We start from the raw sequence: 24,784 nt of genomic DNA, 5'->3' as shown, positions 1-24,784 counted from the left end.
ATGTGACGAGGGTAATGTTTTTTCCATGACTTCACCCTCACAGGCAACCCCGGACAGTATTGCCGGAGCCCGACCCGCCGGCTCCGGCGCAGGCCCAGGCAGGGAAGACCTCCGGGCCGCCATAGACCGCACCTTCGAGCAGACCCTTGCCCGCCTCAAGGAACTCGTCGCGATTCCCGGTATCGCCTGGCCCAGCTTTGACAGGTCGCCCCTGGAACGCAGTGCAGAAGCCGTGGCGGTGCTGCTGCGGGATTCGGGTCTCGAGGACGTCCGGATCCTGGGCTGTGACAAGCCGGACGGCACCCCCGGCGGTCCCGCCGTCGTCGCCCGCCGTCCCGCCTTTGAAGGCAAGCCGACCATCCTGCTGTACGCGCACCATGATGTCCAGCCCGCAGGCGACGAGTCGTTGTGGGACACGGAGCCGTTCACCGCAGTCGAGAAGGACGGGCGGCTCTACGGCCGCGGCGCCGCGGACGACAAAGCCGGCATCATGGCCCACATCGCCGCCTACGCTGCTGTCGCTGAAGTCCTCGGGGCCGGGCTTGGCCTGGGAGTTACCTTCTTCATCGAAGGTGAAGAGGAAGCCGGCTCTCCCACCTTCCGGCCTTTCCTGGAGGCAAACCGGGAACTGCTCCGTGCCGACGTCATCGTCGTCGCCGATTCCAGCAACTGGAAGGTGGGTGTTCCCGCCCTGACAACGAGCCTCCGGGGGCTTGTGGACGGGACCATCGAAGTCCAGGTCCTGGAGCACGCCGTGCACTCAGGGATGTTTGGTGGCCCGGTGCTGGATGCCCCCACGCTGCTCGCGCGCCTGATCGCCACCCTCCATGACGACGACGGCAACGTCGCCATCGCGGGGCTCGTCGCCTCCGATACCACCTCAGTGGATTTCCCCGAGGCCGATTACCGGGCCGATGCCTCAGTGCTCGACGGTGTCCGCCTGGCCGGCACGGGCAGTATCGCGTCGCGGCTCTGGACCAAGCCCGCGCTGTCAATCATCGGTTTTGACGCACCGGCCGTGGATGTGGCATCCAATACGCTGCTGCCCAAGGCGCGGGCCAAGTTCAGCCTGCGGTTGGCACCCGGGCAGGCGCCCGAAGAAGCGATGGAGGCAGTCCGCAAGCACGTTGAGGCCAACGCTCCGTTCGGTGCGAAGGTCACCTTCACGCCGGGGGAGAGCGGCAACCCGTTCCAGACGGACACTTCCTCAGCGGCTGCAGCCATAGCGATGTGGGCGTTGGGAGAGGCGTGGGGCGTGCCGGCAGTGGAGACAGGAATCGGCGGTTCCATTCCGTTCATCGCCGACCTCACGGAGCTATACCCGGAAGTCCAGATCCTGGTGACCGGTGTGGAGGACCCGGACTCGCGCGCACACAGCGCCAACGAGTCCCTGCATCTTGGTGACTTCCGGAAAGCCATCCTCGCCGAAGCGCTGCTGCTGGCCCGGTTAAACAGCGGCGGGCTCTAGCAATCAGCGCTCGAGGACAGGCTCCGCGGGAACAAGAGCGGCTCTCCCATGGTTACGTCAGGAGTTAGAGCTACAGGTGCGCCCCGCGTAGCATGTAGCTATAGCCCATACCGTATCCGTAGGGGCAGGCACCGTTAGCGCGGGGCCGCCAGACCGTCCTAAGAAGGTAGGCCAATGAGCACCGCAACCAATGAGAACAGCACCGAGACCACCAGCGCTGCCACTGATGAGCTGCCCGTCCACGAGGTCAACCTGACCGACGTCGCCGCAGGCAAGGTCCGCAGCCTCCTTGAGCAGGAAGGCCGCACGGACCTCCGCCTCCGCGTCGCCGTGCAGCCAGGCGGCTGCTCAGGGCTCATCTACCAGCTCTACTTCGACGAGCGACTCCTTGAGGGAGATGCCGTCCGCGACTACGACGGCGTTGAAGTAGTGGTGGACAAGATGAGCGTTCCGTACCTCAGTGGCGCCAGCATCGACTTCGAAGACACCATTTCGAAGCAGGGCTTCACCATCGACAACCCGAACGCCGGTGGCTCCTGCGCCTGTGGAGATTCGTTCCACTAGGACCGGTTGATTCGCCTGGTGCCGGCGCCGTGGCTCCCGCAGTCAACAACTGCAGGAGCCACGGCGCCGACATGTGGGCGAAACGCCCGGGGGAGCGGTAAGCTCTACACCGAGTAGTAAAACTTTTAGTGTGCCCGCGGCGCCGATGGCTGCCCGGACAACAGCAACAAGTAGGAAGGGCCGTCTGTGAGTTCGCAGAACCGAACCGGCAGCCGACGCAAAACGATCACCACGATCACAAGCTTGGCAATTGCCGGCGCGTTGGTTTTGACCGGATGTTCGCCAGAGGTAGAGAAGGGGTGGCTGCCCACAGAACGTGGCACCACCAGCAACAGCGACCGCATCATGGACCTCTGGGTCAACTCATGGATTGCCGCCCTTGCTGTGGGCATCATTACCTGGGGCTTGATCGTCTGGTGCCTTGTCGCCTACCGGCGCCGTAAAGGCACCGTCGGGTTCCCGCGGCAGACCAGCTTCAACCTCCCCCTGGAAGTCTTCTACCTGACCATTCCGCTGTTTATGGTCCTGGTGTTCTTCTACTTCACCGACCGTGACCAGCAGGCCATTGATGACCGGTCGCAGCCCGCCGACGTCGTTGTCGACGTCCGCGGCAAGCAGTGGGCCTGGGACTTCAACTACAAGTCCGGCGACGTCATCGAAGAAGACGTCCACGAGGCTGGCGTCCAGGCGCACCTCACCGGCAACACGATCGACAAGGAACAGCTTCCAACGCTGTACCTGCCCGTCAACAAGTCCGTTGACCTTGAGCTCAACTCCCGCGACGTGATCCACTCCTTCTGGGTTCCCGCCTTCCTGCAGAAGCGCGACATGATCCCGGGCAAGACCAACTACATCCGGTTCACCCCCACTGCAGAGGGCACGTACGACGGCAAGTGCGCCGAACTTTGCGGCGAGTACCACTCCGAAATGCTGTTCCGCGTCAAGGTGGTGTCGGAAGCTGAATTCCAGGCACACATGGAAGAGCTCAAGGCAGCCGGCAACACAGGCCTCCTCGGTGTGGAATACGACCGCAACCCGAACCTGAACGAAATTAAGTAAGGGGAGCGACGTGGCTACGTACACTCAATCCGCACCCACCGGAGTTCTCACAGCTCCCGTGGTTCCCAAATCCAAGGGGCGCATCGTCGTCAACTGGATCACCTCCACAGACCACAAGACCATCGGGTACATGTACCTGATCGCCTCGTTTGTCTTCTTCTGCCTCGGTGGCGTCATGGCGCTGCTGATCCGCGCCGAGCTGTTCGAACCCGGCATGCAGATCCTGCAGACCAAGGAGCAGTACAACCAGCTGTTCACCATGCACGGCACCGTGATGCTCCTGATGTTCGCCACCCCGCTGTTCGCAGGTTTCGCGAATGTCATCATGCCGCTGCAGATCGGTGCCCCCGACGTCGCGTTCCCCCGCCTGAATGCCCTGGCGTTCTGGTTCTTCCTCTTCGGCTCCACCATTGCGGTGTCCGGCTTCATCACCCCGCAGGGTGCTGCATCCTTCGGCTGGTTTGCCTACGCACCGCTCTCCAACACCACCTTCAGCCCCGGCATCGGTGGTGACCTGTGGGTGTTCGGCCTGGCGCTGTCCGGTTTCGGCACCATCCTCGGTGCAGTCAACTTCATCACCACCATCATCTGCATGCGCGCTCCGGGCATGACCATGTGGCGGATGCCCATCTTCACCTGGAACACCCTGGTCACCGCCATCCTGGTGCTCATGGCCTTCCCGCCGCTGGCCGCCGCGCTGTTCGCCCTGGGTGCCGACCGCCGCTTCGGTGCCCACATCTTCGACCCCGAAAACGGCGGTGCCGTCCTGTGGCAGCACCTGTTCTGGTTCTTCGGCCACCCGGAGGTCTACATCATCGCGCTGCCGTTCTTCGGCATCGTCTCGGAGATCTTCCCGGTCTTCAGCCGGAAGCCGATCTTCGGCTACAAGGGCCTGGTATACGCGACCATCGCGATTGCTGCCCTGTCCGTGACCGTGTGGGCCCACCACATGTACGTCACCGGCGCGGTGCTGCTGCCGTTCTTCGCGTTCATGACCATGCTCATCGCAGTGCCCACCGGCGTGAAGTTCTTCAACTGGATCGGCACCATGTGGCGCGGCTCGCTGACGTTCGAGACGCCCATGCTGTGGAGCATCGGCTTCCTGATCACGTTCCTCTTCGGCGGCCTCACCGGCATCATCCTGGCCTCCCCGCCGCTGGACTTCCACGTCTCCGACTCTTACTTCGTGGTGGCGCACTTCCACTACGTGGTGTTCGGCACCGTGGTGTTCGCGATGTTCGCAGGGTTTTACTTCTGGTGGCCCAAGTGGACCGGCAAGATGCTCAACGAGCGCCTCGGCAAGATCCACTTCTGGCTCCTGTTCCTCGGCTTCCACGGCACCTTCCTCATCCAGCACTGGCTGGGTGTCGAGGGTATGCCGCGCCGCTATGCGGACTACCTGGTGGAGGACAACTTCACCTGGATGAACCAGTTCTCCACCGTGGCCTCATTTGTCCTGGGTGCGTCGCTGATTCCGTTCTTCTGGAACGTCTACATCACCTGGCGCAGCGCCGAGAGGGTGCAGGTTGATGACCCGTGGGGCTTCGGTGCCTCGCTCGAGTGGGCCACGTCCTGCCCGCCCCCGCGGCACAACTTCACCTCGCTGCCCCGGATCCGTTCGGAGCGTCCCGCCCTTGACCTGCACCACCCCGAGCTTCGACAGGTCCACACCGTCGAGTCGCCGGCTCCCGCAGCCCAGACGCTCGGTAACGCCGACCAGAAGGACACTGCACAGTGAAAATTGAGTCATGGATCTTTGGTTCCGGAGTCTTCTTCTTCGTACCTGTCTCGATGGTGTACGGGTTCCTCACTGGTTGGGGTGAGTGGGTCGGTATCCTGGGGATCCTCCTGGTCGGTGGCCTCGCCGGCATGATCGGCGGCTACCTCGGCTTCACCGGCAAGCGTGTTGGAATGCGCCCGGAGGACCGCAGTGACGCCGAGATCCACGAGGGTGCCGGCGAACAGGGCCATTTCAGCCCCTGGAGCTGGTGGCCGCTGGTTCTGGGCATCTCCTGTGCTACAGGGTTCCTGGGTCTGGCAGTAGGCTTCTGGATTGTCTTTATCGCAGCAGGCCTGGCCGTTGTGGCACTCGTCGGCTGGGTTTACGAGTACAGCCGCGGCGACCACGCCCACTAGGCATCAAGCAGTAAACAACGATGGCGGGCCTCACCTGAAAAGGTGAGGCCCGCCGTCGTTGTTGTATCACTTGCGTGGCGTTGCAGCAGTGCCCGCGGACGCCGCAGGACGTGCCACTGCCAGAGCCGTTATCCGGCGCCCTGTGACTCCAGCAGCATGCCCAGGGTGCGGAGGGTTTCCTTAGCCTTTTCCCGGCTCAGCGGGCCTTGCAGGGCCGAATCCGCAATCGCCAGTTCCACTTCGCAACCATGATGGAAGTCGGCGGTCATGACCTGCAGCAGCGAACTGGCGTCAACGTCCCTGGTTCCCGCCTTGGTGATGGTCACTGGAAGCCCGGTTTCCGTGACTGCCCGGACAAATACCGCGGCCGGGCGCGCGTGCAGCCCGATCGAGGCTGTGACCACGGCCTTTTGTGTTGGCAACGGGACTCCTTCTGTATGACGGCCCCCTCCGTCGGTTATCGAATTTTTCCTGTCCAATATAGCGGCACTCCTTCCTGCCCAACGAAATGCTCCCGTGCTGTGGCGCGCAGTGGTCTAGACCCGTCCTAAAATGGCTAGGTGAACCTTATCCAAAGCGCAGTGTGCCGTGGCCGGTAACGCTGCAGCCATCCTGGGGGAAATCGACCGGACCAGCGGGACGGCCATCTACGTCCAGCTGCGGGAAATCCTCCGGACCTACATCGCCGAGTCGTGCCGGCCGGGATCGGCGCTGCCCTCGGAACGTGACCTGGCGGAGCGGTTCGGCCTCGCCAGGATGACCGTGCGGCAGGCAATCGACGCCTTGGTGGGCGAAGAAGTAATTGAGCGGGTAGTGGGGCTGGGGACTTTTGTGCGCAGGCCAAAGCTGGACCTGCAGGTCAAGCTGACCTCGTACAGCGAAGAGATGCAGCGCCGCGGGATGGTCCCGGCCGCGAAGGTCCTGAGCTTCGAACAGATCGGTGCCAGTGCTTTCCTTGCCCGTGAGCTCCAGTTGGACGAAGGGACACCGCTGGTGCGGTTCCGGCGCCTGCTGCTGGCTGATGGTGAGCCCATGAGCGTTGACGAGAACTTTATTCCGGCCCACCGTGTCCCGGGGCTGCTGGATGGAGAGCCGCCTACCTCGCTGTACAACGTCCTCAGTGAGCAGTACGGCCTGGTGATGGAGTGGGGGGAGGACATGATCGAAGCTACTGCTGCCTCACCCTCCACGGCCCGGCTGCTGAATGTCGAGGTAGGTGCTCCCTTGCTGAAAATCCAGCGCCACGCGTTCGTGTCCCGGACCATGGTGGACTATTCCGTGTCCTACTACAGGGCCGACCGGTACAAGCTGTGGGTTCCGCTGCAGCGCCCGGGCGCACGCCGGTCCCGAACCCACTGAAGGCACCGCACGCAGGGAGCTACTCCGCAACGCGGGGGAGGTGCTGTGCCTGGGAATGCAGGCGCTGGCGCGCATCAGGCAGCCGAACACAGAGAAGGCCCGGTCCTTGCGGACCGGGCCTTCTCTGTGTGGGAAGCGACTGGGCCTAGTGGCTCAGGCTCTTGGCTTCCTCGGGTGCTTCAACTGCCGCATGGCCGTGGCCGTGCGCGGCCTCCAGCTCCGCCGGGGTTGCCGGCGCCACCCGGTCCTCGAAGAACCAGCGGGAGAGGAAGGCACGGCGCTTCTCCTTGCGGGTCACCACGCCGTGTTCGTTGGGTACGGCGGGGAGGACCTCAGGCGACTCAAAGCCCACGAGCTTGTAGCGCTTGTACTCGTCCAGTGGTGCGTGCACCTCGATGAACTCTCCGTGCGGGAGGCGGACGATACGCCCGGTCTCGCGGCCGTGGAGGGCGATCTCGCGGTCCTTGCGCTGAAGGGCCAGGGCCACACGCTTGGTGACGATGAACGCAATGATCGGTCCGATGAAGAACAGGGTGCGCAGCCAGTACGTGACGTCGTTCAGCGACACACCGAAGTGCGTAGCGATGAGGTCGGAGCCGGCAGCAGCCCACATCACGCAGTACCAGACAAAACCTGCCATGCCGATCGCGGTGCGGGTCGGCGCGTTGCGGGGACGGTCCAGTACGTGGTGCTCGCGGTCGTCCTTGGTAATCCACCGCTCGATCCACGGGTACATGAACATGACCGTGAACAGAATGCCGGCCGGCACAAGGGCCGGCAGCAGGACGTTGAAACTGAAGACGTAACCGAACCAGTCCTGCTCTACCTGCCAGTTTCCCAATGTACCGGGCATCAGGCGCAGCGCGCCGTCGACGAAACCGATGTACCAGTCAGGCTGGGTACCGGCCGAAACGGGGGAGGGGTCGTAGGGGCCATAGTTCCAGATCGGGTTGATCGTGAAGAAGCCTGCCATCAGTGCCAGCACACCGAAGACGATGAAGAAGAAGCCACCGGCCTTCGCAGCGTAGACAGGACCCAGCGGGTAACCGACCACGTTGTTGTCGTTGCGGCCCGGGCCGGGGTACTGGGTGTGCTTGTGCACGACCACCATGAAGAGGTGCAGGACAATCATCAACAGGATCAGCGCCGGCACCAGCAGGATGTGCAGCATGTACAGGCGGCCGATGATGGCAGTGCCCGGGAACTCTCCGCCGAAGAGGAAGAACGAGATGTACGTGCCGACGACGGGGATGGACTTGATCACGCCGTCGATAATGCGCAGGCCGTTGCCGGAGAGCAGGTCGTCGGGGAGCGAGTAGCCGGTGAAGCCCGCGGCCATGGCGAGGATCAGGAGGACGCTGCCGACAACCCAGTTCATTTCGCGGGGCCTGCGGAAGGCTCCTGTAAAGAAGACCCTCAGCATGTGCACGGCGATGGAAGCCACGAACAGCAGTGCCGCCCAGTGGTGGACCTGGCGCATGAACAGTCCGCCGCGGACGTCGAAGGAGATGTCCAGGGATGAGCTGTAGGCGACTGACATCTCGACGCCCGAGAGGGGCACGTAGGAACCGTCGTAGTGCGTCTCCGCCATGGACGGATCGAAGAAGAATGTCAGGAAGGTGCCGGAAAGCAGCAGGATGACAAAGGAGTACAGTGCCACTTCACCGAACATGAAGGACCAGTGGTCCGGAAAGACCTTGCGGCCGAATTCGCGGAGGATTCCAGAACCGCCAACACGTGAGTCGACAAAGTCGGTAAACCGGCCTGTCTTGGTTTTGGCGACGAAAGCGGGCTCAGCTGTTGATGCTGCGCTCATGCATATCACGCTCCCAGTAACTTGGTCCTACAGGTTCTTCGAAGTCGCTGGTGGCGACCAGGTAGCCCTCGTCATCAACTGCGATGGGCAGCTGCGGGAGCGGCCGGCTGGCCGGGCCGAAAATCACCTTGCACTCTTGCGTGAGGTCAAAGGTGGACTGATGGCACGGGCACAGCAGATGGTGCGTCTGCTGCTCGTAGAGAGCAACGGGGCAACCGACGTGGGTGCAGATCTTGGAGTAGGCAACGATGCCGTTGTAACCCCAGTTCTCGCGGCCGGCGGAGGGGTTCAGCGATGCGGGATCCAGGCGCATGAGCAGCACAACGGCCTTGGCCTTCTCGTTGAGCTTGCCCTCGTGAAGTTCATTCAGGCCTTCCGGGATGACGTGGAAGGCTGAACCGATGGTGACGTCGGAGGCCTTGATGGGCGTTCCGTCAGGGTCGCGGGCGAGGCGCTTGAGCTTGCCGTCCGTGGGTGCCCACATGGTGTGGGCCAGCTTGTCGTCCGGGCGCGGTCCGAGGTCGCCGAAGATGGCAACCGCCGGCAGCGGCGCAAGAGCAACAGCACCGAGCAACGTGTTCCGGATCAGCGGACGGCGCTTGATGCCCGTCTCTTCCACGATGTCATCGACGATGCGGACTGCAGCCTGGCGGTCTTCTTCGTAGCGGATGGCGTGGCGCTCTTCGGAGACTTCGTGGTCCGGCATCAGGGCCTTGGCCCAGTGCACAATGCCGGTACCGATGCCGAGCATCGCGAACGCTGTTCCAATACCCAGGAGCATGTTCTGGAGCCGGATTTTTTCAATAGTTGATTCTCCGGCCCCCAGATCAATGGCAAAGTACGCCACCAGGAAGATCAGGGTTCCAACAACAGAGATGCCAAATAGTAAGGCGACCTGCCGTTCTGCCCGCTTTGCGGCCTTCGGGTCCGTGTCAGCCAGGCGCAAACGGTGTGGAGGAATTCCAGGGTCCTGGAACTTCTCCACCTCATTCTGACCAGCCGTAGCTACGGTGCCCGAGCGGTTCGGACTGCCGTCACTATGGTTGCCCATAATTCGCCTCATCCTTCTCTCGTCCCGGCGGGTGCCGGGTTAGTTTCTAATATCAAGCTGCTGACGAATCAGCAGAAGTTGCGGAGTGGTTTCCGGACGTCCTAGGACGTCCGGGAGGTCAGCCAGATGGTGAAGGCGATGATGACGCCAAGGCCTGCGACCCAGACAAAAAGGCCTTCTGCAACAGGACCCAGTGAGCCCAGTTCAGCGCCGCCGGGGGAGCCGCTGGTTTCGATCTGCTTCAGGAAGGTGATGATGTCCCGCTTGCCTTCAGGGGTGATGTTGGAGTCGCTGAAGACGGGCATGTTCTGCGGACCGGTGGCCATGGCCTCGTAGATGTGCTTACCGGAAACGCCTTCGAGGGCCGGTGCGAACTTGCCGCGGGTCAAAGCGCCGCCGGCAGCAGCAGCGTTATGGCACATGGCGCAGTTGGTGCGGAAGAGTTCGCCGCCAGCGGCAGCATCGCCTTTTTCGTCGAGCAGTCCTTCTTCAGGCAGTGCCGGGCCGGCGCCCAGGGACGCGACGTAGGCTGCAAGCTGGTGGGTCTGTTCGTCGTTGAACTGCACAGGCTTCTTCAGCGCCTGGGGGCCGTTCATCTGCATGGGCATGCGGCCCGTTCCAACCTGGAAATCAACAGCTGCAGCGCCGACGCCCACGAGGGACGGGCCGCTCTGGGAACCGCTGCCACCCATGCCGTGGCAGGTGGCGCAGTTGGCGGCGAAGAGCTTTCCGCCTTCCTCGATGTCACTTGTGCTGGACTTGGTGGTGGAAGCCTTGGCCTCGTTGACGGTGGTGGCCACTGCGTACAGCCCGCCAGTGATGAGGAGTCCCATCAGTAGCAGGGCAATTGCTGCCAGTGGGTGTCGCCGCTTTTGCGAGAGTGCCTTCACGTGGTGGTTCCTTTATTCGATCCTGGGCGGGCTCCGGGAGCCGCTACCTGAAATTCTGCCTCTTGTAGAAAAAGAATCAAAGCTGGCTACTTGAGGACGTAGATGACCAGGAAGAGGCCGATCCAGACGACGTCCACAAAGTGCCAGTAGTACGAGGTGACGATCGCAGATGTTGCTTCGAAGTGCCCGAACTTCTTCGCGGCAAAGGACCGGCCCATGATCAGGAGGAAGGCAACCAGTCCGCCGATCACGTGGAGGCCGTGGAACCCGGTGGTCATGTAGAAGGCCGAACCGTAGGCGTTGGAAGAGAGCGAGACGTGCTCGGAAACCAGCATCGCGTATTCAGTGGCCTGGCCGGCGACGAAGAATGCACCCATCAGGAACGTGAGGGTGAACCACTCGTTCATTCCCCAGCGGGCGAACTGGAAGGCGCCCCCTGTTTTGCGCGGCTGCAGCCGCTCGGCGGCGAAGACGCCCATCTGGCAAGTAAAGGAACTGGCCACAAGGACGATCGTGTTGACGAGCGCAAAGGGGAAGTTGAGCTTGGCTGTCTCTTCGGCCCACATCTCGCCGCTCGTGGAGCGCAGCGTGAAGTACATGGCAAAGAGACCGGCGAAGAACATCAACTCGCTGGAGAGCCACACAACGGTTCCAACGGAAACCATATTGGGGCGGTTCAGCGTGGGGTGCGCCGGGGTACTGGGGGCATGGGTCGCAGATGTCACATAGACATTATGTCTGTAAAACTCCGTGCTGCCCAACGCAAACCGGCTTTTCGGGGGACTTTTTCTACAAAGACGCGAAATCGGCCGGAAAACTTCCCCTGCCCGTTCATATTGGTCAGTCCCTGCCTTCCCTCGGTAGCATCAGCAGGTGACTTCACAGGCATCTGCAGCATTGGCAGGCAACACCTGGCCGCGGCTGATTTCGGCACTGATCAACGGCAAGGACCTCACGGCGGACAGCACCGCGTGGGCCATGGACACCATCATGTCCGGGGAAGCGACGCCGGCCCAGATCGCCGGATTCCTGGTTGCCCTCAGCGCCAAGGGCGAAACCGTGGAGGAGCTGTCCGGCCTTGTGGATGCGATGCTTGCGCACGCCAACCCGGTATCAATCTCCGGAGAAAAGCTGGACATTGTTGGTACAGGTGGTGACCAACTCAACACCGTGAACATCTCCACCATGGCGGCGCTGGTCGCTGCCGGGGCCGGCGCGAAGGTGGTGAAGCACGGCAACCGCGCGGCGTCGTCGTCGTCCGGATCCGCTGACGTGCTGGAGGCCCTTGGAGTCCGGCTGGACCTGTCCATCGAACAGGTGGCACGCAACGCGGAGGAGGCAGGAATCACCTTCTGCTTCGCCCAGGTATTCCATCCGTCCTTTCGGCATACGGCCGTGCCGCGGAAGGAACTGGCCATACCTACGGCCTTCAACTTCCTGGGCCCGCTGACCAACCCTGCAAGGGTGCAGGCTTCGGCAGTCGGCGTCGCCAACGCCAGGATGGCGCCGCTCGTGGCAGGCGTCCTTGCACAGCGGGGGAGCCGGGGCCTGGTGTTCCGCGGCAATGACGGTTTGGACGAACTCACCACCACGGGGCCCTCGACCGTGTGGGAGATCCGCAACGGCACCGTAGTGGAGCAGTCTTTCTCCCCGGAGGACCTCGGCATCAAGCGGGCCACCGTGGAGCAGCTTCGCGGCGGAGACGCCCAGGCCAACGCCGCCGTGGTCCGCGAAGTCCTCGCGGGCAAGGAAGGCGCTGCGAGGGACGCCGTCCTCCTCAACGCCGCCGCCGGCCTGGTTGCTTTTGACCTGGGCGCGGAAGGCCCATTGGTCGAGCGGATGCGGGCCGCCTATGCGCGCGCGGCTGAATCCATCGGGTCGGGCGCTGCCGCGGCGGTCCTGGAAAAATGGGTGTCGCTGACCCGTCCCTGAGGGGTCTGCTCTACTACTCGAAACCGAGGGCGAACGCTGCGTCCAGGTCATGCTGGGAGTAAGCCCGGAACGCAATATGCGTCGTGGTGTGGACCACTGCAGGCACCTTGGAGAGCCGGTCTGCGATGACGTCGGCAAGGTCCTCGTGCCGCCGCACCCGGGCGACGGCGATCAGGTCCCATTCGCCCGTCACTGAGTAGACCTCGCTGATGCCCTCGATCGCTGAGATTTCCTCGGCGGTTTCAGGAATGCGGGCAGCGTCGGTCTTGATCAGAACGAATGCGGTGATCACGTTTAATCCTTTCGGATCTGTTGCGCCGTAGCAGGGCCCGGCAAGCTTCTCGGTGCTGCCAGCCTATTACATCCGGCCCTGGAGCCGGCGGGACCTTCCGCGGCGCGCGTCAGGTCTTGCGGAGCCGCCGCGCACCTGCCCACGCCAGCCGCCAGCCCACCAGCAACAGCCCCAGGCTGAGCAAGGCAACGATAATGAACGGCAGCACTACGGTCTGGTTTGTGAGCAGCCGGAGCACCATGCCGCCGGCCAGCGCCCCGAGCCAGACGGAGAGTCCGGTCCGGCGCACGGAGAGCGGGTTCCGCCATCCCTTGGAGGCCACCCAGCCAAGGGCTGCCCCGGCCAGGAACGGCCACGCTGTCAGGAACACGCCGGCCACCACATCTCCCCGTTGGTGGGCCTCCCGGCCCACTGCGGCGAACACCAGGATCAAGGCGGCGTCCGTGATCGCTGCGGCTGCAATCCGACGGCTGGAAGCGGCCTGCACGGGCCGCTGAAGTGGAGGGGTCATGATTTCGAGCCTAGCAATTCGCGGCTGCACCGTTGAGGGCAACACGGTAGGGCTTGTCAGCCAGCTGCCGGCACCGCCGGAACCCTGACGGCAGGTGGGAGCATTGTGCCCTTCGGGTACCGCCACTAGGCTCAAGCCGGAAGGGAGCAACCTATGCCACGCACCATCGGAACCTGCCTCTGGTTCGAGAACGAAGCGGAACAGGCCGCCGCGTTCTACACCTCGGTTTTCGACGACTCCAGGATCTTGAACGTCTCACGTTTCGAAGGTGCGCCGGGGCCGGAAGCGCAGGCCGTCGCCGTCGAATTCGAGCTCGAAGGCCGTGCCTTCACTGCGCTCAACGGCGCTCGGGGTGCCATTTTCACCGAAGCAGTTTCGTTCGTGGTCGACTGCGAGGACCAGGTTGCGGTGGATCGCTACTGGGCGGCTTTGACCGACGGCGGCAGCGAAAGCCAGTGCGGCTGGCTCAAGGACCGCTTCGGCGTGTCCTGGCAGATCGTTCCGTCGGTGCTCAACTCACTTATTGCCGGGTCCGATCCGCTGGGTTCCCAGCGGGCGATGCAGGCGATGCTTGGAATGCGGAAGCTGGACATCGCGGAGCTGCAGAAGGCCTACGACGGCTGACGTGTACCTTGAGGCACCGGCGGCCGCGGGGCAGGGGGATCCCTGTGCCGGCCGGAACGGCAGGTAGCATCAGTCCCGATGAACAAACCGCTGTGGATCTGCTGCCTGGTGGGCGCCGCCGTCGGATTAGCCGTGGGGCTCGCTGCCTTTGACAGCCCCTTCATCGGCTTCGCCTTGGGTCTGGGCGTCGGCGCAGTGGTGGGCGCCGGCATTGGGCAGCGGCACTAGGCTGGCGGGGAAGCCGTTCCCGGCGGGAACCAGCCGGGTCAGGTAGCCCGGCCGCAACTCTACTGAACCGGTCCAGTTTCCGATGCGCTCCTGATGTATGCCTTCGGCTGCGCTGTTCCGCGGCGCGAGGGAAAGTTCGACGACGTTGCCATGCTCCCAGCGAAGGCCAACGGTGACTCCGGGGCCGGCCGCCAGTCCACTCACCCTTCCTGAGGCCAGCTCCGCCGGCAACGCCGGCAGTATTCGGAGCCCCTTTGTGTCGCTTTGTACGAGCATTTCAGCCACCGCCCCAGTGAACCCGAGGTTGGCATCGATCTGGAAGGGCGGGTGGACCGCGGGCAGATGCAGCTTGGTTCCGAGGTGCAGTGCGCCTGGCGCAGGGGAGTCTGGAGGCGGAGGATGACGTCGGTGGGGGATTCGGAGCGGAGGCGGTGCACCAGGACCTCGTCCGGGGCGCTGACGAACGTCTTCTGCCGGATGCCGTTGCCCGGGGCCGCATGCAGGCTTCTGTGTGACGCCGTTCCAAGCGACAGGCCGCGTTCCGCCAGGCCGCCGGATCCCGGGATTTCCTCAGCACGTTCACAAACGGAAGGTATGCCTGCGAGTACCGGGCCTGCCCTGGTCAATGGCTGCCCGCGCGCGGGCAAGGGCTGCGGCGGCAGTTCCGGCGTCCAGCCTTCCGCGCCGGTGCTCACGCGGGCTTCCTGACCACGCAGTGCTGTCGTTGATTTGCAGCCGGACCCGGGTATGGCCGGCCAGCACCATGGCGCAGAGGCGGCCGTTGCCCAGGGGAAGACCCTGCAGCCACTCCCGGGCCGGTGAGGTGTAGTACAGGTCGTCGGCCGTCATGACAGGGGCCGGGACCGGTGGCGCCAGATGCCTTTTGAACTGAGGTGGCTGCACTCACAAGTCGATATCATCGCGAGCACTTTACCGGGGCCGGAGGCTAACGCCCCTGCGGAACGGCGTCGTGCTGACTTAGGCGCCGGGACGAACGTCGGCACCGTCTCTCAGGAAGAAGGCGTGGGCGAGGTGAGTTTGGCTGTGATGGCCTGGAGTTGGGCCAGAACGGTTTTCACGTTTGCTCGTTCGAGGGTCTCGGGGCGGGCGAGGCAGTCGATGTGGCCGCGGCGGCCGAGCAGTGCCACCGCTTGGCAAAGCAGGAATCACAACCGCTGCGCTCAAGGCTCAGGGCAGCGGTCCCGGAGAAGGGAAATGCACGGCTCTGAATGAGCCTGCCCACAGGGCGGGGGCCAACGACTGGCCACGATTGCAGGTTTCGATCAATGCCAAACCAACCATTTCACGCTGCGGCTTAACCGCCGCCCGGAGTAACAGCTGCGGGTGCAGCAGCCTGCCTTGGCAGCGCCGGTCCATCCGGCTCAGCCACGGGAATAATGGCCCATTGGTGTGCGTTGCAGTCTCGTCAGAAAAGAACATCAGACAAAACGTCAGAAATGAGAATCACCCAAGTGGCAACTGATTACGACGAAGTTCGTTCCGACGTCAAGGAATCCCAGGACCGCTCCCTGGAGGCATTGCAGTCTGCGAACGCTCCGGATGCCCGCAGCGTCGTCACCGAACTGGATGAAGCCGATGCCCTCGATAACGGGTTGACCCCCGGGGGAGAGATTGTCTCCGAAGAGCTCATCGTCCAGGTCATTCCCCAAGCGGCGGATGAGTTCACCTGCTATTCCTGTTTCCTGGTCAGGCACCGGTCCCAACTGGCCCGCGAGAGCAACGGCCGTTCCTACTGCATCGAGTGCGAAGGCTAAGCAAACGTCCCCTTCGACCTGAGCCCCGGGCGGTCAAAGACCCTGCTTTCATGAACGCCGCCAAGAATCTCCACGAGGCGAAGCTTTTGGCAGAAGGTGGCTTCCAGTAAGCCCGTTGCCTTTTCGCGGCTTCTGTCAGATTGGAATCTGGGATCCTTCCCCAAAGGAGTAGGGGAACCCCTATTGGACCCTAATCTGACGGTGTTCGAGCCGTCACTGGACGTCAGGTTGGGGGTACTTCAAACCTGATCGGACTCCGTGCAAGAGGGTTGCCCATCAGCCCTAAATGACCGCTTCTAAAGCGAGGGTGTGATTCAAACGATTTCGATCGGGCTCTTGACCAGGGACGAGTCATGGAACTATTGCCAGCTGGGAGAAGCAGGACATTTAGTCCTCGATCTGGAGATTTGCTTGACGGGACTGGAGCGTCTCGGAGTGAGCCTATTCCGTATGGAGTGGACTTTGGCCCTTATGGGCAAGGTTCATGTTCCCTTATCTGCCCGGCTCGCCCCGCGTAACTCCAGGTCAAGGCTGTTTTTCTCGACGTAGTCCAGTGCGCTCCTTGTGGCTCCGACAGCAACTATCGAATCTCCCAGCGGAGAAACGGCGATCCGTGGTGGGGTCGCCGTAAATTCTGCAAGTAGCCCTGCGATGGGTTCGACCAGCACTGCGGCGGACTTTGCCACAGCGCCGCCGATGACGACTAGTTCCGGGTTAAAGATGGTGGCTACAGCTCCGATGACCCTGGCCATCCTGTCGGCGAGCCGGTCCATGATGTTGACGGCCACATCGTCCCCATCTGCTGCTGCGGCGAAAACATGCTCGGCCTCGATGCCCTCCTGCGCATGCTTTCGGAGGGAGGTCTTTGCTTTGCCGGCGAGAGCTTCGGTGGCCCAGGTCTTCGCCATGAGAGCGATGCCGAAGGTATCACCGACTCCCTGGACGTGCTTCAAGAACGCCAACTCGCCGGCGCCGCCCTGGCTGCCATGGAGGAGCCGCCCGCCGTCGATCACTCCCGAACCGAAGCGTTCGCTGGAGAGGATAACCACGACGTCGTCCACTCCGGCCGATGCGCCGCGCCAACGTTCACCCAAGGCGGCAAGGTTTGCATCGTTTTCCAGTAGCACCTTCCAGCCGTGGAGTTCCTGGAAGGTGGCTCTGAGGTCTACGTCAAATAGCTCCCAGAAGCGTTGGGTGGCCAATACTTCGCCGTTTCGGTCAACGGGTGCTGCTATTCCGATGCTCACAGCAAGCACCTTGTTCGCAGAAGCACCAGCATTTTGAAGGGCCTCCATCGCCGTCCGATCGATGAAGGCAAGACGTTCCTTGGAAGTCATCTGCTCCCCCGGGATGCGATCCTCGGCCCTGATCTGGACGCCGGGGAATGGCAGGCTGGACCTTCCCACAGTTTCCCCCCGAAGATTTGACACTACGGCAGTGGCCTTGGCGATTCCCACGTCCACGCCCATGACGTAACCGGCACTTTCATTGAGCTCGAACCTACGGCCCGGCCGCCCTTTCTGGTACTGGCCAAAAGCCCGCTGGTTCTCCAGTTCCCTGATCCAGCCCCGTTCCATCAGTTCCTCGCACACCGACAGGGCAGTGGCCCGCGCGAGTCCAGTGGCCTGCATGACTTCGGTGACCGTCACAGCAGGCGAAGCCCGGATGTAGTCCAGAACAGCACTGGCACTTGCTCTGCGCAGCAGCTGGGGCCCGGGTGTTGAGATCACAGAAGACACAGGTATTGACCTCTCCTTGAGTTAACTTCCATAATACTTGAACGACTAAATTTTAGTCTCAAATTTTATGCTCAGCTCCTCCTTTGGAGCATTGCCGTATTTCCTACGGTTTCTCTTACTCACATCTTCCGGGCGCCCGTGGGCCTGGTCAGGAGTCAACGATGATCCAATATGTCTCAAGCGGCCACAGCCGAAAAGCGCTGATAACGGCTGCCATCGGCACCAGTATTTCCGCTGCACTCGCCGGTCCGGCCTTACCTGCATTTGCGGCGCATACGGAGTTGCCCAGCTCCGTGACCCTTGTGGGGTCGCTTCAGGATGAACTGGGCTGTGCAGGGGAATGGCAGCCGCCATGCCCTGCTACTCGGCTTCAGCCCGTCTCCGGCGCTGAAGGTCTTTACAGGGCCACCTTCGACATCCCGGCAGGTAGTTATGAAGTCAAGGCTGCCTTGAACGATTCGTGGGCAGAGAACTACGGTGCGGACGGAGTTGCCGGCGGGGCGAATATCCTGGTCAAGGCACCGGGAGGTCCGGTCACGTTTACCTACGACCACAGCACGCACCGTTTAAGTGACGATTTGCCTGAGTCCGTGGGTGGTCCCTCTGCGGGGCATTGGCTCACGACGGACACGATCGCGTGGAGGGGGCTTGACCCGGCCCGAGCGGCTTCCTTCCAGCTCTACGCTGCCGGCAACGGCGGCCTGACAGTCTCTGACGGGAAGGTACTCGGCGGAACAGCCAGGCCGCTGACCCTCAAGGCCGGCGGACTTGACGGCGCGCTGGCCGGGAAATATCCACACCTGGCCGGGTCTACAGTCCTGAAACTGTCCGCGGAGGCGGCACGGGAAGCGCGGGAACTTCTCAAGGGCCAGCTGATTCTGGCAGCCCATGATGCGGCAGGCAACACCGTCGCAACGACCGGTGTTCAGATCCCAGGCGTCCTGGACGAGGTATATGCTTCTGCTGCAAAGCAGGACCTCGGACTGCGCTGGAAGGGCGATCGGCCGGAGCTTTCCCTGTGGGCGCCCACCGCACGCAACGTAACACTGCATATCTATAACGACGGATCCGGTGGTAAGCCCAAAGCCAGCATCCCTACGAAGAACGGCCAGGACGGCGTGTGGTCTGTCCTGGGCGACAAGGGCTGGGAGGGTGACTACTATCTCTTCGAAGTGGAAGTTTTCGTTCCAGAGACGGGCAAAGTCGAGAAGAACTTTGTCACCGATCCTTACAGTGTGGGTTTGTCAGCGAATTCCGAGCGCAGTCTGCTCGTGAACCTGTCCGACCCGGCCCTGGCTCCCGCCGGCTGGGAGAAAATTGCCAAACCGGTCGTCGAAAAACCCGAGGACCTCTCCATCTACGAACTGCACGTGCGCGACTTCTCAATAGCAGACAAGACCGTCCCGTCCTCGGACCGTGGAACCTACAAGGCCTTCACCCACCAAGGCAGTGACGGCATGCGCCACATTCAGGAAATGACCAAGTCCGGCCTCAACGCCGTTCATCTCCTCCCGGTGAACGACATCGCCACCATAGAAGAACACCGCGGACTGCACCAGGAACCGCAATGTGATCTGCCGGCCCTTCCCCCGGACGGCGAAGAACAGCAGGCCTGCGTAGGCGCCATTGCTGCCAAGGACGGGTTCAACTGGGGCTACGATCCCCTGCACTACACAACCCCCGAGGGGTCATACTCGACCAACCCCGATGGCGCCCTCAGGACCCTCGAATTCCGCCAAATGGTCGCAGGGCTAAACACGGCAGGGGCCCGCGTGATCCAGGATGTGGTCTACAACCACACCTCCGGCGCCGGACAGAACTCCACTCACAACCTGGACCGCATCGTCCCGGGCTACTACCACAGGCTCAACCCAACCACCGGCGCCTTGGAGACTTCGACCTGCTGCGCCAACACTGCAACGGAAAACACCATGATGGGAAAACTCATGGTCGATTCCCTCGTCACGCTGGCCAAGACATATAAACTGGACGGCTTCCGCTTCGACCTGATGGGACACCACACCAAGCAGAACCTCCTCGATGCCAGGGCAGCGCTGGACAAGCTGACACTTCAGAGGGACGGAGTGGACGGCAAGAACATCTACCTCTACGGGGAAGGCTGGGAATTCGGGGAAGTAGCTAACGACGCACGCTTCGTGCAGGCCACCCAGCAGAACATGGCCGGCACAGGAATCGGCACCTTCAGCGACCGTCTCCGCGATGCCGTCCGCGGAGGCACCCCCTTTGACGAAGACCCGGGTGTCCAAGGCTTCGCCTCCGGGCTCTTTACCGACCCGAACCTGTCCCCGGCCAACGGTAGCCCCGAGGAACAACGCGCCACGCTCCTGCTCGCCCAGGACCAACTCAAAGTCGGCCTCACCGGAAACCTCAAGGACTACTCATTCATCGACCGAACCGGAGTCACCGTCAAGGGATCGGACGTCGACTATAGGGGCAATCCCGCTGGCTACACCGCCGACCCCTCTGAAGTCATCACCTATGTGGACGCGCACGACAATGAAACCCTCTTCGACGCACTGACGCTGAAGCTTCCCCAGGGGACCCCCATGGAGGATCGCATCAGGATGAACACCCTCGCCCTGAGCACCACGGCCTTCGGCCAAGGCGTATCGTTCTGGCATGCAGGCACAGAAAACCTGCGCAGCAAGTCACTGGACCGAAACAGTTACGACTCCGGCGACTGGTACAACGTGCTGGATCACACCGGCACCACAAACGGCTTTGCCCGGGGTCTACCGCCAGAGCGGGACAACAGGGACAAATACCCCTACATGAAAACCCTGCTCGCAGACCCGGCCCTAAACCCACAACCGGCACATATCGCCGCTTCCCGTGAGCGCGCCAAAGAGCTCCTCGAAATCCGCAAGAGCTCCCCCCTGTTCCACCTCGGGGACGCCAAACTCATCCAGCAAAAACTCTCCTTCCCCTCAGCCGGCCCTGACCAGGCTCCCGGGGTTGTGGTCATGCGCCTGGACGACACCGTGGGCTCCGACATGGACAAGGACCTCAAGGGCATGATCGTTGTTTTCAACGCATCCGACGAAGCGACCGTTCAGACCGTTCCGGGCACGGCAGGCCTGCAGCACAGCCTTCATCCCGTCCAGGCCAATGGCTCCGACCCCCTCGTGAAAACTGCCGTGAATGATCCTTCCAGCGGTTCATTCACAGTCCCGGCCCGCACAGTAGCGGTTTTCCAAGCCAAGTAAGCCCCCAGGGGCCGGCTGGCACGGCTCCGCCGGCCCCTGAACCTTAAAAGCGTGAAAGTACACACCCATGCAACAGGTCATTCACCTCTCTTCCCAAACCAGCCCGGAAAGAGACATTCGGCTCAATGCAGCAATCGACAGCGCCATGAGCATCGCGACAAAGGATCGCGCCGGGGGGATCCTGATTACCAGGCACGCCCCTGCGCACTTCACCGTTGCCATCACCCCCGAAGTCCCCTACGGGCAGGTAAGAGAAATCGACCTTATGACTGCACTCGAGCAACGCCGTTTGTCCCGCCCGGAACAGAAGGAGTAACGACAACTCCTCCAAACCGGGGACGGATGGTGGAACAGGCGTTGGAAACCGGCAGCCCGCCCGCACCCGGACATAAACACCCCCACCACCCAGCAGCCGCCAGTCGCACCCTTGTGCCCGACCTCCGACAGCGATTCCTTCCCTCAAAACTCCCCGGCCGCTGCAGCAACCGGGAATACAGCCGGCGGCTAGGACGAGGGAGTCCCGTCCCTGACGGAATAACGGTATGCAGACCCTTTGGTCTGTGACTCCAAGGTTCAGATGCGAGTCGGCATTCATACCCACTGGCAACCCGTACGCATTAGTTGACCTGCCGGCTGTCTTCCACATGCCCCTGTCCCGAATCGGTACGGGGGACTTCCAGGCAGTGTGTTCTCGAGTGCAACTTCACTTGAAAAGTCATGTAGCCCCACCGCCTTGACCGTGTGATCTAACACACTTCATAATTTATACGGGTTATAAATTTAATTCTTGTATCAATTGGTTTTCCGGCATGCCACCCTAGGCCGCCATCTACTCAAAGGAATGACATCGATGTCTAACTCTCTCTTCTCACGTACTGTGGACCGGCGGGCTGTGCTGCGCAGCGGCATGCTGGGTGCGCTGGGGTTGGCGGCCGCTCCGGCCGTGGCAGCCTGCGGCGGCGGTTCCGGCACCAGCGCCGGGGGCAACGTTTCCTGGGCAGCATGGGCCAACCCTGGCGAGGACGAACGCTACAAGCAGTTCGCGACCGAGCTCGGCAAGAAAATTGACGCCAAAGTCAGCTTCCAGGCCGTCGTCGGCGACTACCAGGCCAAGCTGCTCTCACAGCTCGCAGGCGGCTCCGCTCCCGATGCGTTCTACGTGGGGGATGCCGACATGGCCAAAATGATTGAAGCAAAGCAGATTACAGACCTCAGCGACTACCTCAAGGGCGGTACGTCCCCGGTCACGCTGGAGGACTTCCCGGAGGATCTCTACCAGTGGTGCAAGCCCGCAGACGGCAGCGCGGGGATTTTCGGCATTCCGGTGGACTGCAATCCCTCGGTGTTCTGGTTCAACAAGGACGTTCTCTCCGCGGCAGGCGTTTCCCAGGATCCTGCCCAGCTTTTCGAGGCCGGCACTTGGACGCCGGACGCGCTGGAGGATCTGCTGGGCAAGGTGCGTGCCTCCGGCAAGAAGGGCTTGATCCTGTCCAACTGGTGGTTCAACTGGTGCTCCGCCACCACCATGTTCGGAGGTCAACTGACCGACGAGTCCGGCAAGCTCGTTCTTGCCGATGACCCCAAGTCCCAGGAGGGACTGGAATGGCTGCTTGAGCAGTTCAAGTCCGGCAACATCACCTATGCCGGCTCCCTGCCCAAGGGCCAAAGCGGAGACGCCCTTTTCCTGGCCGGACAACTTGCATTGAACAACGTCGGCCGCTGGGCGCTGCCAACGCTCAAGGATGTCAAGTTCGGTTATGACATCGCCCCTGTCCCCTCACCCTCGGGCAAGGACATTCTTCCGGCACCCGTCGCTACTGCGGCTATAGCCCTCAACGCAAAGGCCAAGAACCCCGACAAGGCACTCCGGCTGATCGGCAACTACGTCAGCCGTGACGGGCAGAAATTCCGGCTCTCCGGTGGCGGCAACGCCGTGCCGTCGATCAAGGGCCTGGACGAGGTGGCCACTGAAGGCGGCGTTCCGGCTCACGGCAAGTGGTTCAACGATGTCGTGGCCAAGGGCTACGCCATCCCCCGCGCGTTCGTCGGCAATCCGAAAACCGCTACCGAACTGCCCCTCCTGGTCGACAAGCTGTTTAAAGATCCCTCTACTACGACTGCGGCGTCGTTCAGCTCCGCCGTTACCCAGCTGGTGGAGTCAACGAAGTGAGCACGCTGACCGCCACCCCTGCACCGGCACGGTCGACCGAACCACCTCGACGCGGCCCGTCCCGGCGCAGGCGCAAGGACACAATCGCCGCGCTGGTCTTCCTGTCGCCGCAACTCGTGGGGCTGGCAGCCTTCATGGTCGGACCGCTGGTCTTTGCCCTGGTATTGGCGTTCAGTGACTGGGATGGCTTCGGCGCGGCGACGTTTGCCGGGTTCGGGAACTTCACTGACGTACTGTCCAACCCACGGATCCAGCGCTCGGCCTTGAATACCCTGTGGTTCACGGTGCTGCAGGTGCCCGGCTTGATGATCTCAAGTTTCATCTTTGCCCTGCTGATGCAGAAGGCGGGCAAGATGACATCGGTCTACCGGCTTTGCTTCGTAGCACCGGTGGTGACCTCTTCCGTGGCGGTTGCTGCGATCTGGTTGTGGCTGTTCAACCCTGAAATCAGCCCGGTCAGCAGCGCGTTGCGCAGCATCGGCATCCAGGCCCCGGACTGGCTGCAGGACCCCAATTTCATCATTCCGGCCTTCGCTATTGTGGCAATCTGGCAGGGCCTGGGCTACCAGCTGGTGATGTTCATGGCCGGACTGCAGAGCATCGGCTCTTCCTACCTGGAAGCGGCCGAGCTGGACGGCTGCAGCGGGTGGCAGAAGCTTGTGCACGTCACTATTCCGCTGCTGTCTCCCACCATCCTGTTTCTCTCGATCACCTCGATCATCGGCTCCTTTCAGATCTTCGACTACATCTATGTCTTCATGGACAGCAATGCTCCTGAAGCTGCCCGCACCATCGTGTACGAAGTCGTCCAGATCGCCTTCCGCGAATTCAATTTCGGCCAGGCCTCGGCCCTGGCATTCCTGCTCCTGCTGTCCCTGCTCGGTGTGACCGCCCTGCAGCTGGCGGCTCAGAAGAGATGGGTCCACTACGCAGAATGAGCACTCCCACCACTACCCGAAATAACCACCGGAGCATGCCCGAGGCATCGGAGCGCCGGGGGTTGAACCCCCAGCGTCTTGCGGGCCGAACCATTCTCCACGCTGCCCTGGCTGCCTGCGCAGTCCTGATGGCCCTGCCATTCCTGTGGATGCTGCTGTCCTCGTTCAAACCGGTGACCGAGATCTTCGCGCACCCCCCGGCCTTGTTCCCGCTCGAATGGACCACAGAGGGTTATGAAAAAGCCTTCACAGGTGCCGACTTCGTCCGCGGATTCTGGAACAGCACCTACATTGCAGTAACCGTCACCGCGATCTCCCTGCTCACCTCATCCATGGCCGCCTACGCCTTCGCCAGAATCGAATTCCGCGGAAGCAAGCCCCTGTTCATGGTGTTCCTCGCCACGATGATGGTTCCGGCCCAGCTGACCATCATCCCGCTCTACATCATCATGGGCTGGTTCGGCTGGATAGACACCCACGCCGCACTCATCGTGCCCGCCGCACTCTTCAACGCTTTCGGCGTGTTCCTCATGCGACAGTACGTCAAGGGCATCCCGAAAGAGCTGGAGGAAGCCGCCGAACTGGACGGTGCCAGCCGTTTCCGGATCTTCACCACCATGATCCTGCCGCTGCTGCGCACCCCCCTCACCGCGCTCGGAATCTTCACCTTCCTGGGCCAGTGGAACAACTTCTTCGGGCCGCTGATCTTCCTCAACAGCGACGCGAACTTCACGCTCCCGCTGCTGGTGAACCAGTTCAAAGGCCAGTACGGCGCTGACTGGACCGCCCTCATGGCTGCCACGACCCTGGCTGCAGGGCCATTGCTGGTCCTGTTCGGAGTCGCCCAACGCCGGATCGTCGACGGGATCGCCCTCTCCGGATCCAAGTCCTAATAACTTCATCGGCCTACGCTGCCCTTGAAGTCGAAACCAAATATCCAGCACCCATCACCAAAGCGAGACAACGTGACTGCCCACGATATTGACCGATTCTTCCCCAGGCCAA

The 24,784-nt window shown here is 62.3% G+C and carries 25 protein-coding genes; 14 read left to right on the top strand and 11 right to left on the bottom strand.

The window, feature by feature from the left end:
* Positions 1–25 precede the first annotated feature (25 nt).
* From FBY31_RS03460 to FBY31_RS03440, 5 genes are all read left to right on the top strand, one after another.
* Positions 26–1,468 (top strand): dipeptidase, encoded by a 1,443-nt coding sequence (locus tag FBY31_RS03460; protein WP_142036911.1) that lies wholly within the window; start codon positions 26–28, stop codon positions 1,466–1,468.
* 174 nt (positions 1,469–1,642) lie between these two features.
* Complete coding sequence (locus tag FBY31_RS03455; RefSeq protein ID WP_142036908.1) at positions 1,643–2,032, top strand: HesB/IscA family protein; 390 nt, start codon at positions 1,643–1,645, stop codon at positions 2,030–2,032.
* Positions 2,033–2,218: 186 nt separating this feature from the next.
* The gene (ctaC, locus tag FBY31_RS03450) at positions 2,219–3,091 is read left to right on the top strand and encodes an aa3-type cytochrome oxidase subunit II (protein ID WP_142036906.1); all 873 of its coding nucleotides are present in this window, start codon (positions 2,219–2,221) and stop codon (positions 3,089–3,091) included.
* A 10-nt stretch (positions 3,092–3,101) separates the two neighbouring features.
* Complete coding sequence (gene ctaD, locus FBY31_RS03445; RefSeq protein WP_142036902.1) at positions 3,102–4,829, top strand: aa3-type cytochrome oxidase subunit I; 1,728 nt, start codon at positions 3,102–3,104, stop codon at positions 4,827–4,829.
* Positions 4,826–5,227, top strand: coding sequence for a cytochrome c oxidase subunit 4 (locus FBY31_RS03440; protein ID WP_142036899.1), 402 nt, complete (start codon positions 4,826–4,828; stop codon positions 5,225–5,227). Before ctaD ends, FBY31_RS03440 begins: the two co-directional genes overlap by 4 nt.
* Positions 5,228–5,355: 128 nt before the next feature.
* Here the strand turns inward: FBY31_RS03440 and FBY31_RS03435 are convergent, their stop codons facing one another.
* Positions 5,356–5,649, bottom strand: coding sequence for an HPr family phosphocarrier protein (locus tag FBY31_RS03435; RefSeq protein ID WP_142036896.1), 294 nt, complete (start codon positions 5,647–5,649; stop codon positions 5,356–5,358).
* A gap of 166 nt (positions 5,650–5,815) precedes the next feature.
* Here FBY31_RS03435 and FBY31_RS03430 point away from each other — a divergent pair, with 166 nt between their 5' ends.
* A complete protein-coding gene (locus FBY31_RS03430) occupies positions 5,816–6,586 on the top strand; it encodes a GntR family transcriptional regulator (protein ID WP_142036893.1) in 771 nt (256 codons plus the stop codon).
* Positions 6,587–6,731: 145 nt separating this feature from the next.
* On the opposite strand, the gene qcrB is transcribed toward FBY31_RS03430, so the two are convergent.
* The 4 genes from qcrB to ctaE form a co-directional block, all read right to left on the bottom strand.
* On the bottom strand, positions 6,732–8,402 hold the full coding sequence (gene qcrB, locus FBY31_RS03425) for a cytochrome bc1 complex cytochrome b subunit (protein WP_142036890.1): 1,671 nt from the start codon (positions 8,400–8,402) through the stop codon (positions 6,732–6,734).
* The gene (gene qcrA, locus FBY31_RS03420) at positions 8,380–9,453 is read right to left on the bottom strand and encodes a cytochrome bc1 complex Rieske iron-sulfur subunit (protein WP_142036887.1); all 1,074 of its coding nucleotides are present in this window, start codon (positions 9,451–9,453) and stop codon (positions 8,380–8,382) included. Before qcrA ends, qcrB begins: the two co-directional genes overlap by 23 nt.
* A 101-nt stretch (positions 9,454–9,554) precedes the next feature.
* On the bottom strand, positions 9,555–10,343 hold the full coding sequence (qcrC, locus tag FBY31_RS03415; protein WP_142036884.1) for a cytochrome bc1 complex diheme cytochrome c subunit: 789 nt from the start codon (positions 10,341–10,343) through the stop codon (positions 9,555–9,557).
* Between the two features lie 86 nt (positions 10,344–10,429).
* Complete coding sequence (gene ctaE, locus FBY31_RS03410; RefSeq protein ID WP_181762574.1) at positions 10,430–11,068, bottom strand: aa3-type cytochrome oxidase subunit III; 639 nt, start codon at positions 11,066–11,068, stop codon at positions 10,430–10,432.
* Positions 11,069–11,216: 148 nt separating this feature from the next.
* Between ctaE and trpD the strand changes: the two genes are divergently transcribed.
* Positions 11,217–12,275, top strand: coding sequence for an anthranilate phosphoribosyltransferase (gene trpD / locus FBY31_RS03405; RefSeq protein ID WP_142036881.1), 1,059 nt, complete (start codon positions 11,217–11,219; stop codon positions 12,273–12,275).
* A gap of 13 nt (positions 12,276–12,288) precedes the next feature.
* On the opposite strand, the gene FBY31_RS03400 is transcribed toward trpD, so the two are convergent.
* Positions 12,289–12,567 (bottom strand): Lrp/AsnC family transcriptional regulator, encoded by a 279-nt coding sequence (locus tag FBY31_RS03400; protein ID WP_050055227.1) that lies wholly within the window; start codon positions 12,565–12,567, stop codon positions 12,289–12,291.
* Positions 12,568–12,676: 109 nt separating this feature from the next.
* Positions 12,677–13,078, bottom strand: coding sequence for a DUF3054 domain-containing protein (locus tag FBY31_RS03395; protein ID WP_142036878.1), 402 nt, complete (start codon positions 13,076–13,078; stop codon positions 12,677–12,679).
* A 153-nt stretch (positions 13,079–13,231) separates the two neighbouring features.
* Here FBY31_RS03395 and FBY31_RS03390 point away from each other — a divergent pair, with 153 nt between their 5' ends.
* Positions 13,232–13,702 carry a VOC family protein gene (locus FBY31_RS03390; RefSeq protein ID WP_142036876.1) on the top strand — a complete coding sequence of 157 codons (471 nt, stop codon included), beginning with the start codon at positions 13,232–13,234 and terminating at the stop codon, positions 13,700–13,702.
* Between the two features lie 126 nt (positions 13,703–13,828).
* Here the strand turns inward: FBY31_RS03390 and FBY31_RS22780 are convergent, their stop codons facing one another.
* Genes FBY31_RS22780 through FBY31_RS23535 form a run of 3 tightly spaced genes read right to left on the bottom strand, consistent with a single transcriptional unit; the run spans position 13,829 to position 14,779 of the window.
* On the bottom strand, positions 13,829–14,206 hold the full coding sequence (locus FBY31_RS22780) for a glycoside hydrolase family 95-like protein (protein ID WP_327436935.1): 378 nt from the start codon (positions 14,204–14,206) through the stop codon (positions 13,829–13,831).
* Positions 14,131–14,625, bottom strand: coding sequence for a glycoside hydrolase N-terminal domain-containing protein (locus FBY31_RS23760; protein WP_442858160.1), 495 nt, complete (start codon positions 14,623–14,625; stop codon positions 14,131–14,133). Before FBY31_RS23760 ends, FBY31_RS22780 begins: the two co-directional genes overlap by 76 nt.
* A complete protein-coding gene (locus FBY31_RS23535) occupies positions 14,510–14,779 on the bottom strand; it encodes a glycoside hydrolase N-terminal domain-containing protein (RefSeq protein WP_142036873.1) in 270 nt (89 codons plus the stop codon). Before FBY31_RS23535 ends, FBY31_RS23760 begins: the two co-directional genes overlap by 116 nt.
* Before the next feature lie 623 nt (positions 14,780–15,402).
* Here FBY31_RS23535 and FBY31_RS03375 point away from each other — a divergent pair.
* Positions 15,403–15,705 (top strand): DUF4193 domain-containing protein, encoded by a 303-nt coding sequence (locus tag FBY31_RS03375; protein ID WP_142045013.1) that lies wholly within the window; start codon positions 15,403–15,405, stop codon positions 15,703–15,705.
* Between the two features lie 482 nt (positions 15,706–16,187).
* On the opposite strand, the gene FBY31_RS03370 is transcribed toward FBY31_RS03375, so the two are convergent.
* Positions 16,188–17,444 (bottom strand): ROK family protein, encoded by a 1,257-nt coding sequence (locus FBY31_RS03370; RefSeq protein ID WP_142036870.1) that lies wholly within the window; start codon positions 17,442–17,444, stop codon positions 16,188–16,190.
* Between the two features lie 161 nt (positions 17,445–17,605).
* Between FBY31_RS03370 and pulA the strand changes: the two genes are divergently transcribed.
* The 5 genes from pulA (at position 17,606) to FBY31_RS03345 (ending at position 24,672) form a co-directional block, all read left to right on the top strand.
* Positions 17,606–20,671, top strand: a complete 3,066-nt coding sequence (pulA, locus tag FBY31_RS03365; protein WP_142036867.1) for a pullulanase-type alpha-1,6-glucosidase — start codon at positions 17,606–17,608, stop codon at positions 20,669–20,671.
* A gap of 67 nt (positions 20,672–20,738) precedes the next feature.
* Positions 20,739–20,987, top strand: a complete 249-nt coding sequence (locus tag FBY31_RS03360; RefSeq protein WP_142036864.1) for a hypothetical protein — start codon at positions 20,739–20,741, stop codon at positions 20,985–20,987.
* 534 nt (positions 20,988–21,521) lie between these two features.
* Complete coding sequence (locus tag FBY31_RS03355) at positions 21,522–22,841, top strand: extracellular solute-binding protein (protein ID WP_142036862.1); 1,320 nt, start codon at positions 21,522–21,524, stop codon at positions 22,839–22,841.
* Positions 22,838–23,779, top strand: coding sequence for a carbohydrate ABC transporter permease (locus tag FBY31_RS03350; protein WP_200833297.1), 942 nt, complete (start codon positions 22,838–22,840; stop codon positions 23,777–23,779). The genes FBY31_RS03355 and FBY31_RS03350 overlap by 4 nt, the downstream gene beginning before the upstream one ends.
* Complete coding sequence (locus FBY31_RS03345; protein ID WP_142036859.1) at positions 23,776–24,672, top strand: carbohydrate ABC transporter permease; 897 nt, start codon at positions 23,776–23,778, stop codon at positions 24,670–24,672. The genes FBY31_RS03350 and FBY31_RS03345 overlap by 4 nt, the downstream gene beginning before the upstream one ends.
* The last annotated feature ends 112 nt before the right edge of the window (positions 24,673–24,784 follow it).

The sequence above is a fragment of the Arthrobacter sp. SLBN-100 genome, assembly GCF_006715305.1.
Classification (GTDB): Bacteria; Actinomycetota; Actinomycetes; order Actinomycetales; family Micrococcaceae; genus Arthrobacter.
This window is presented reverse-complemented; position numbering and strand designations above follow the sequence as displayed.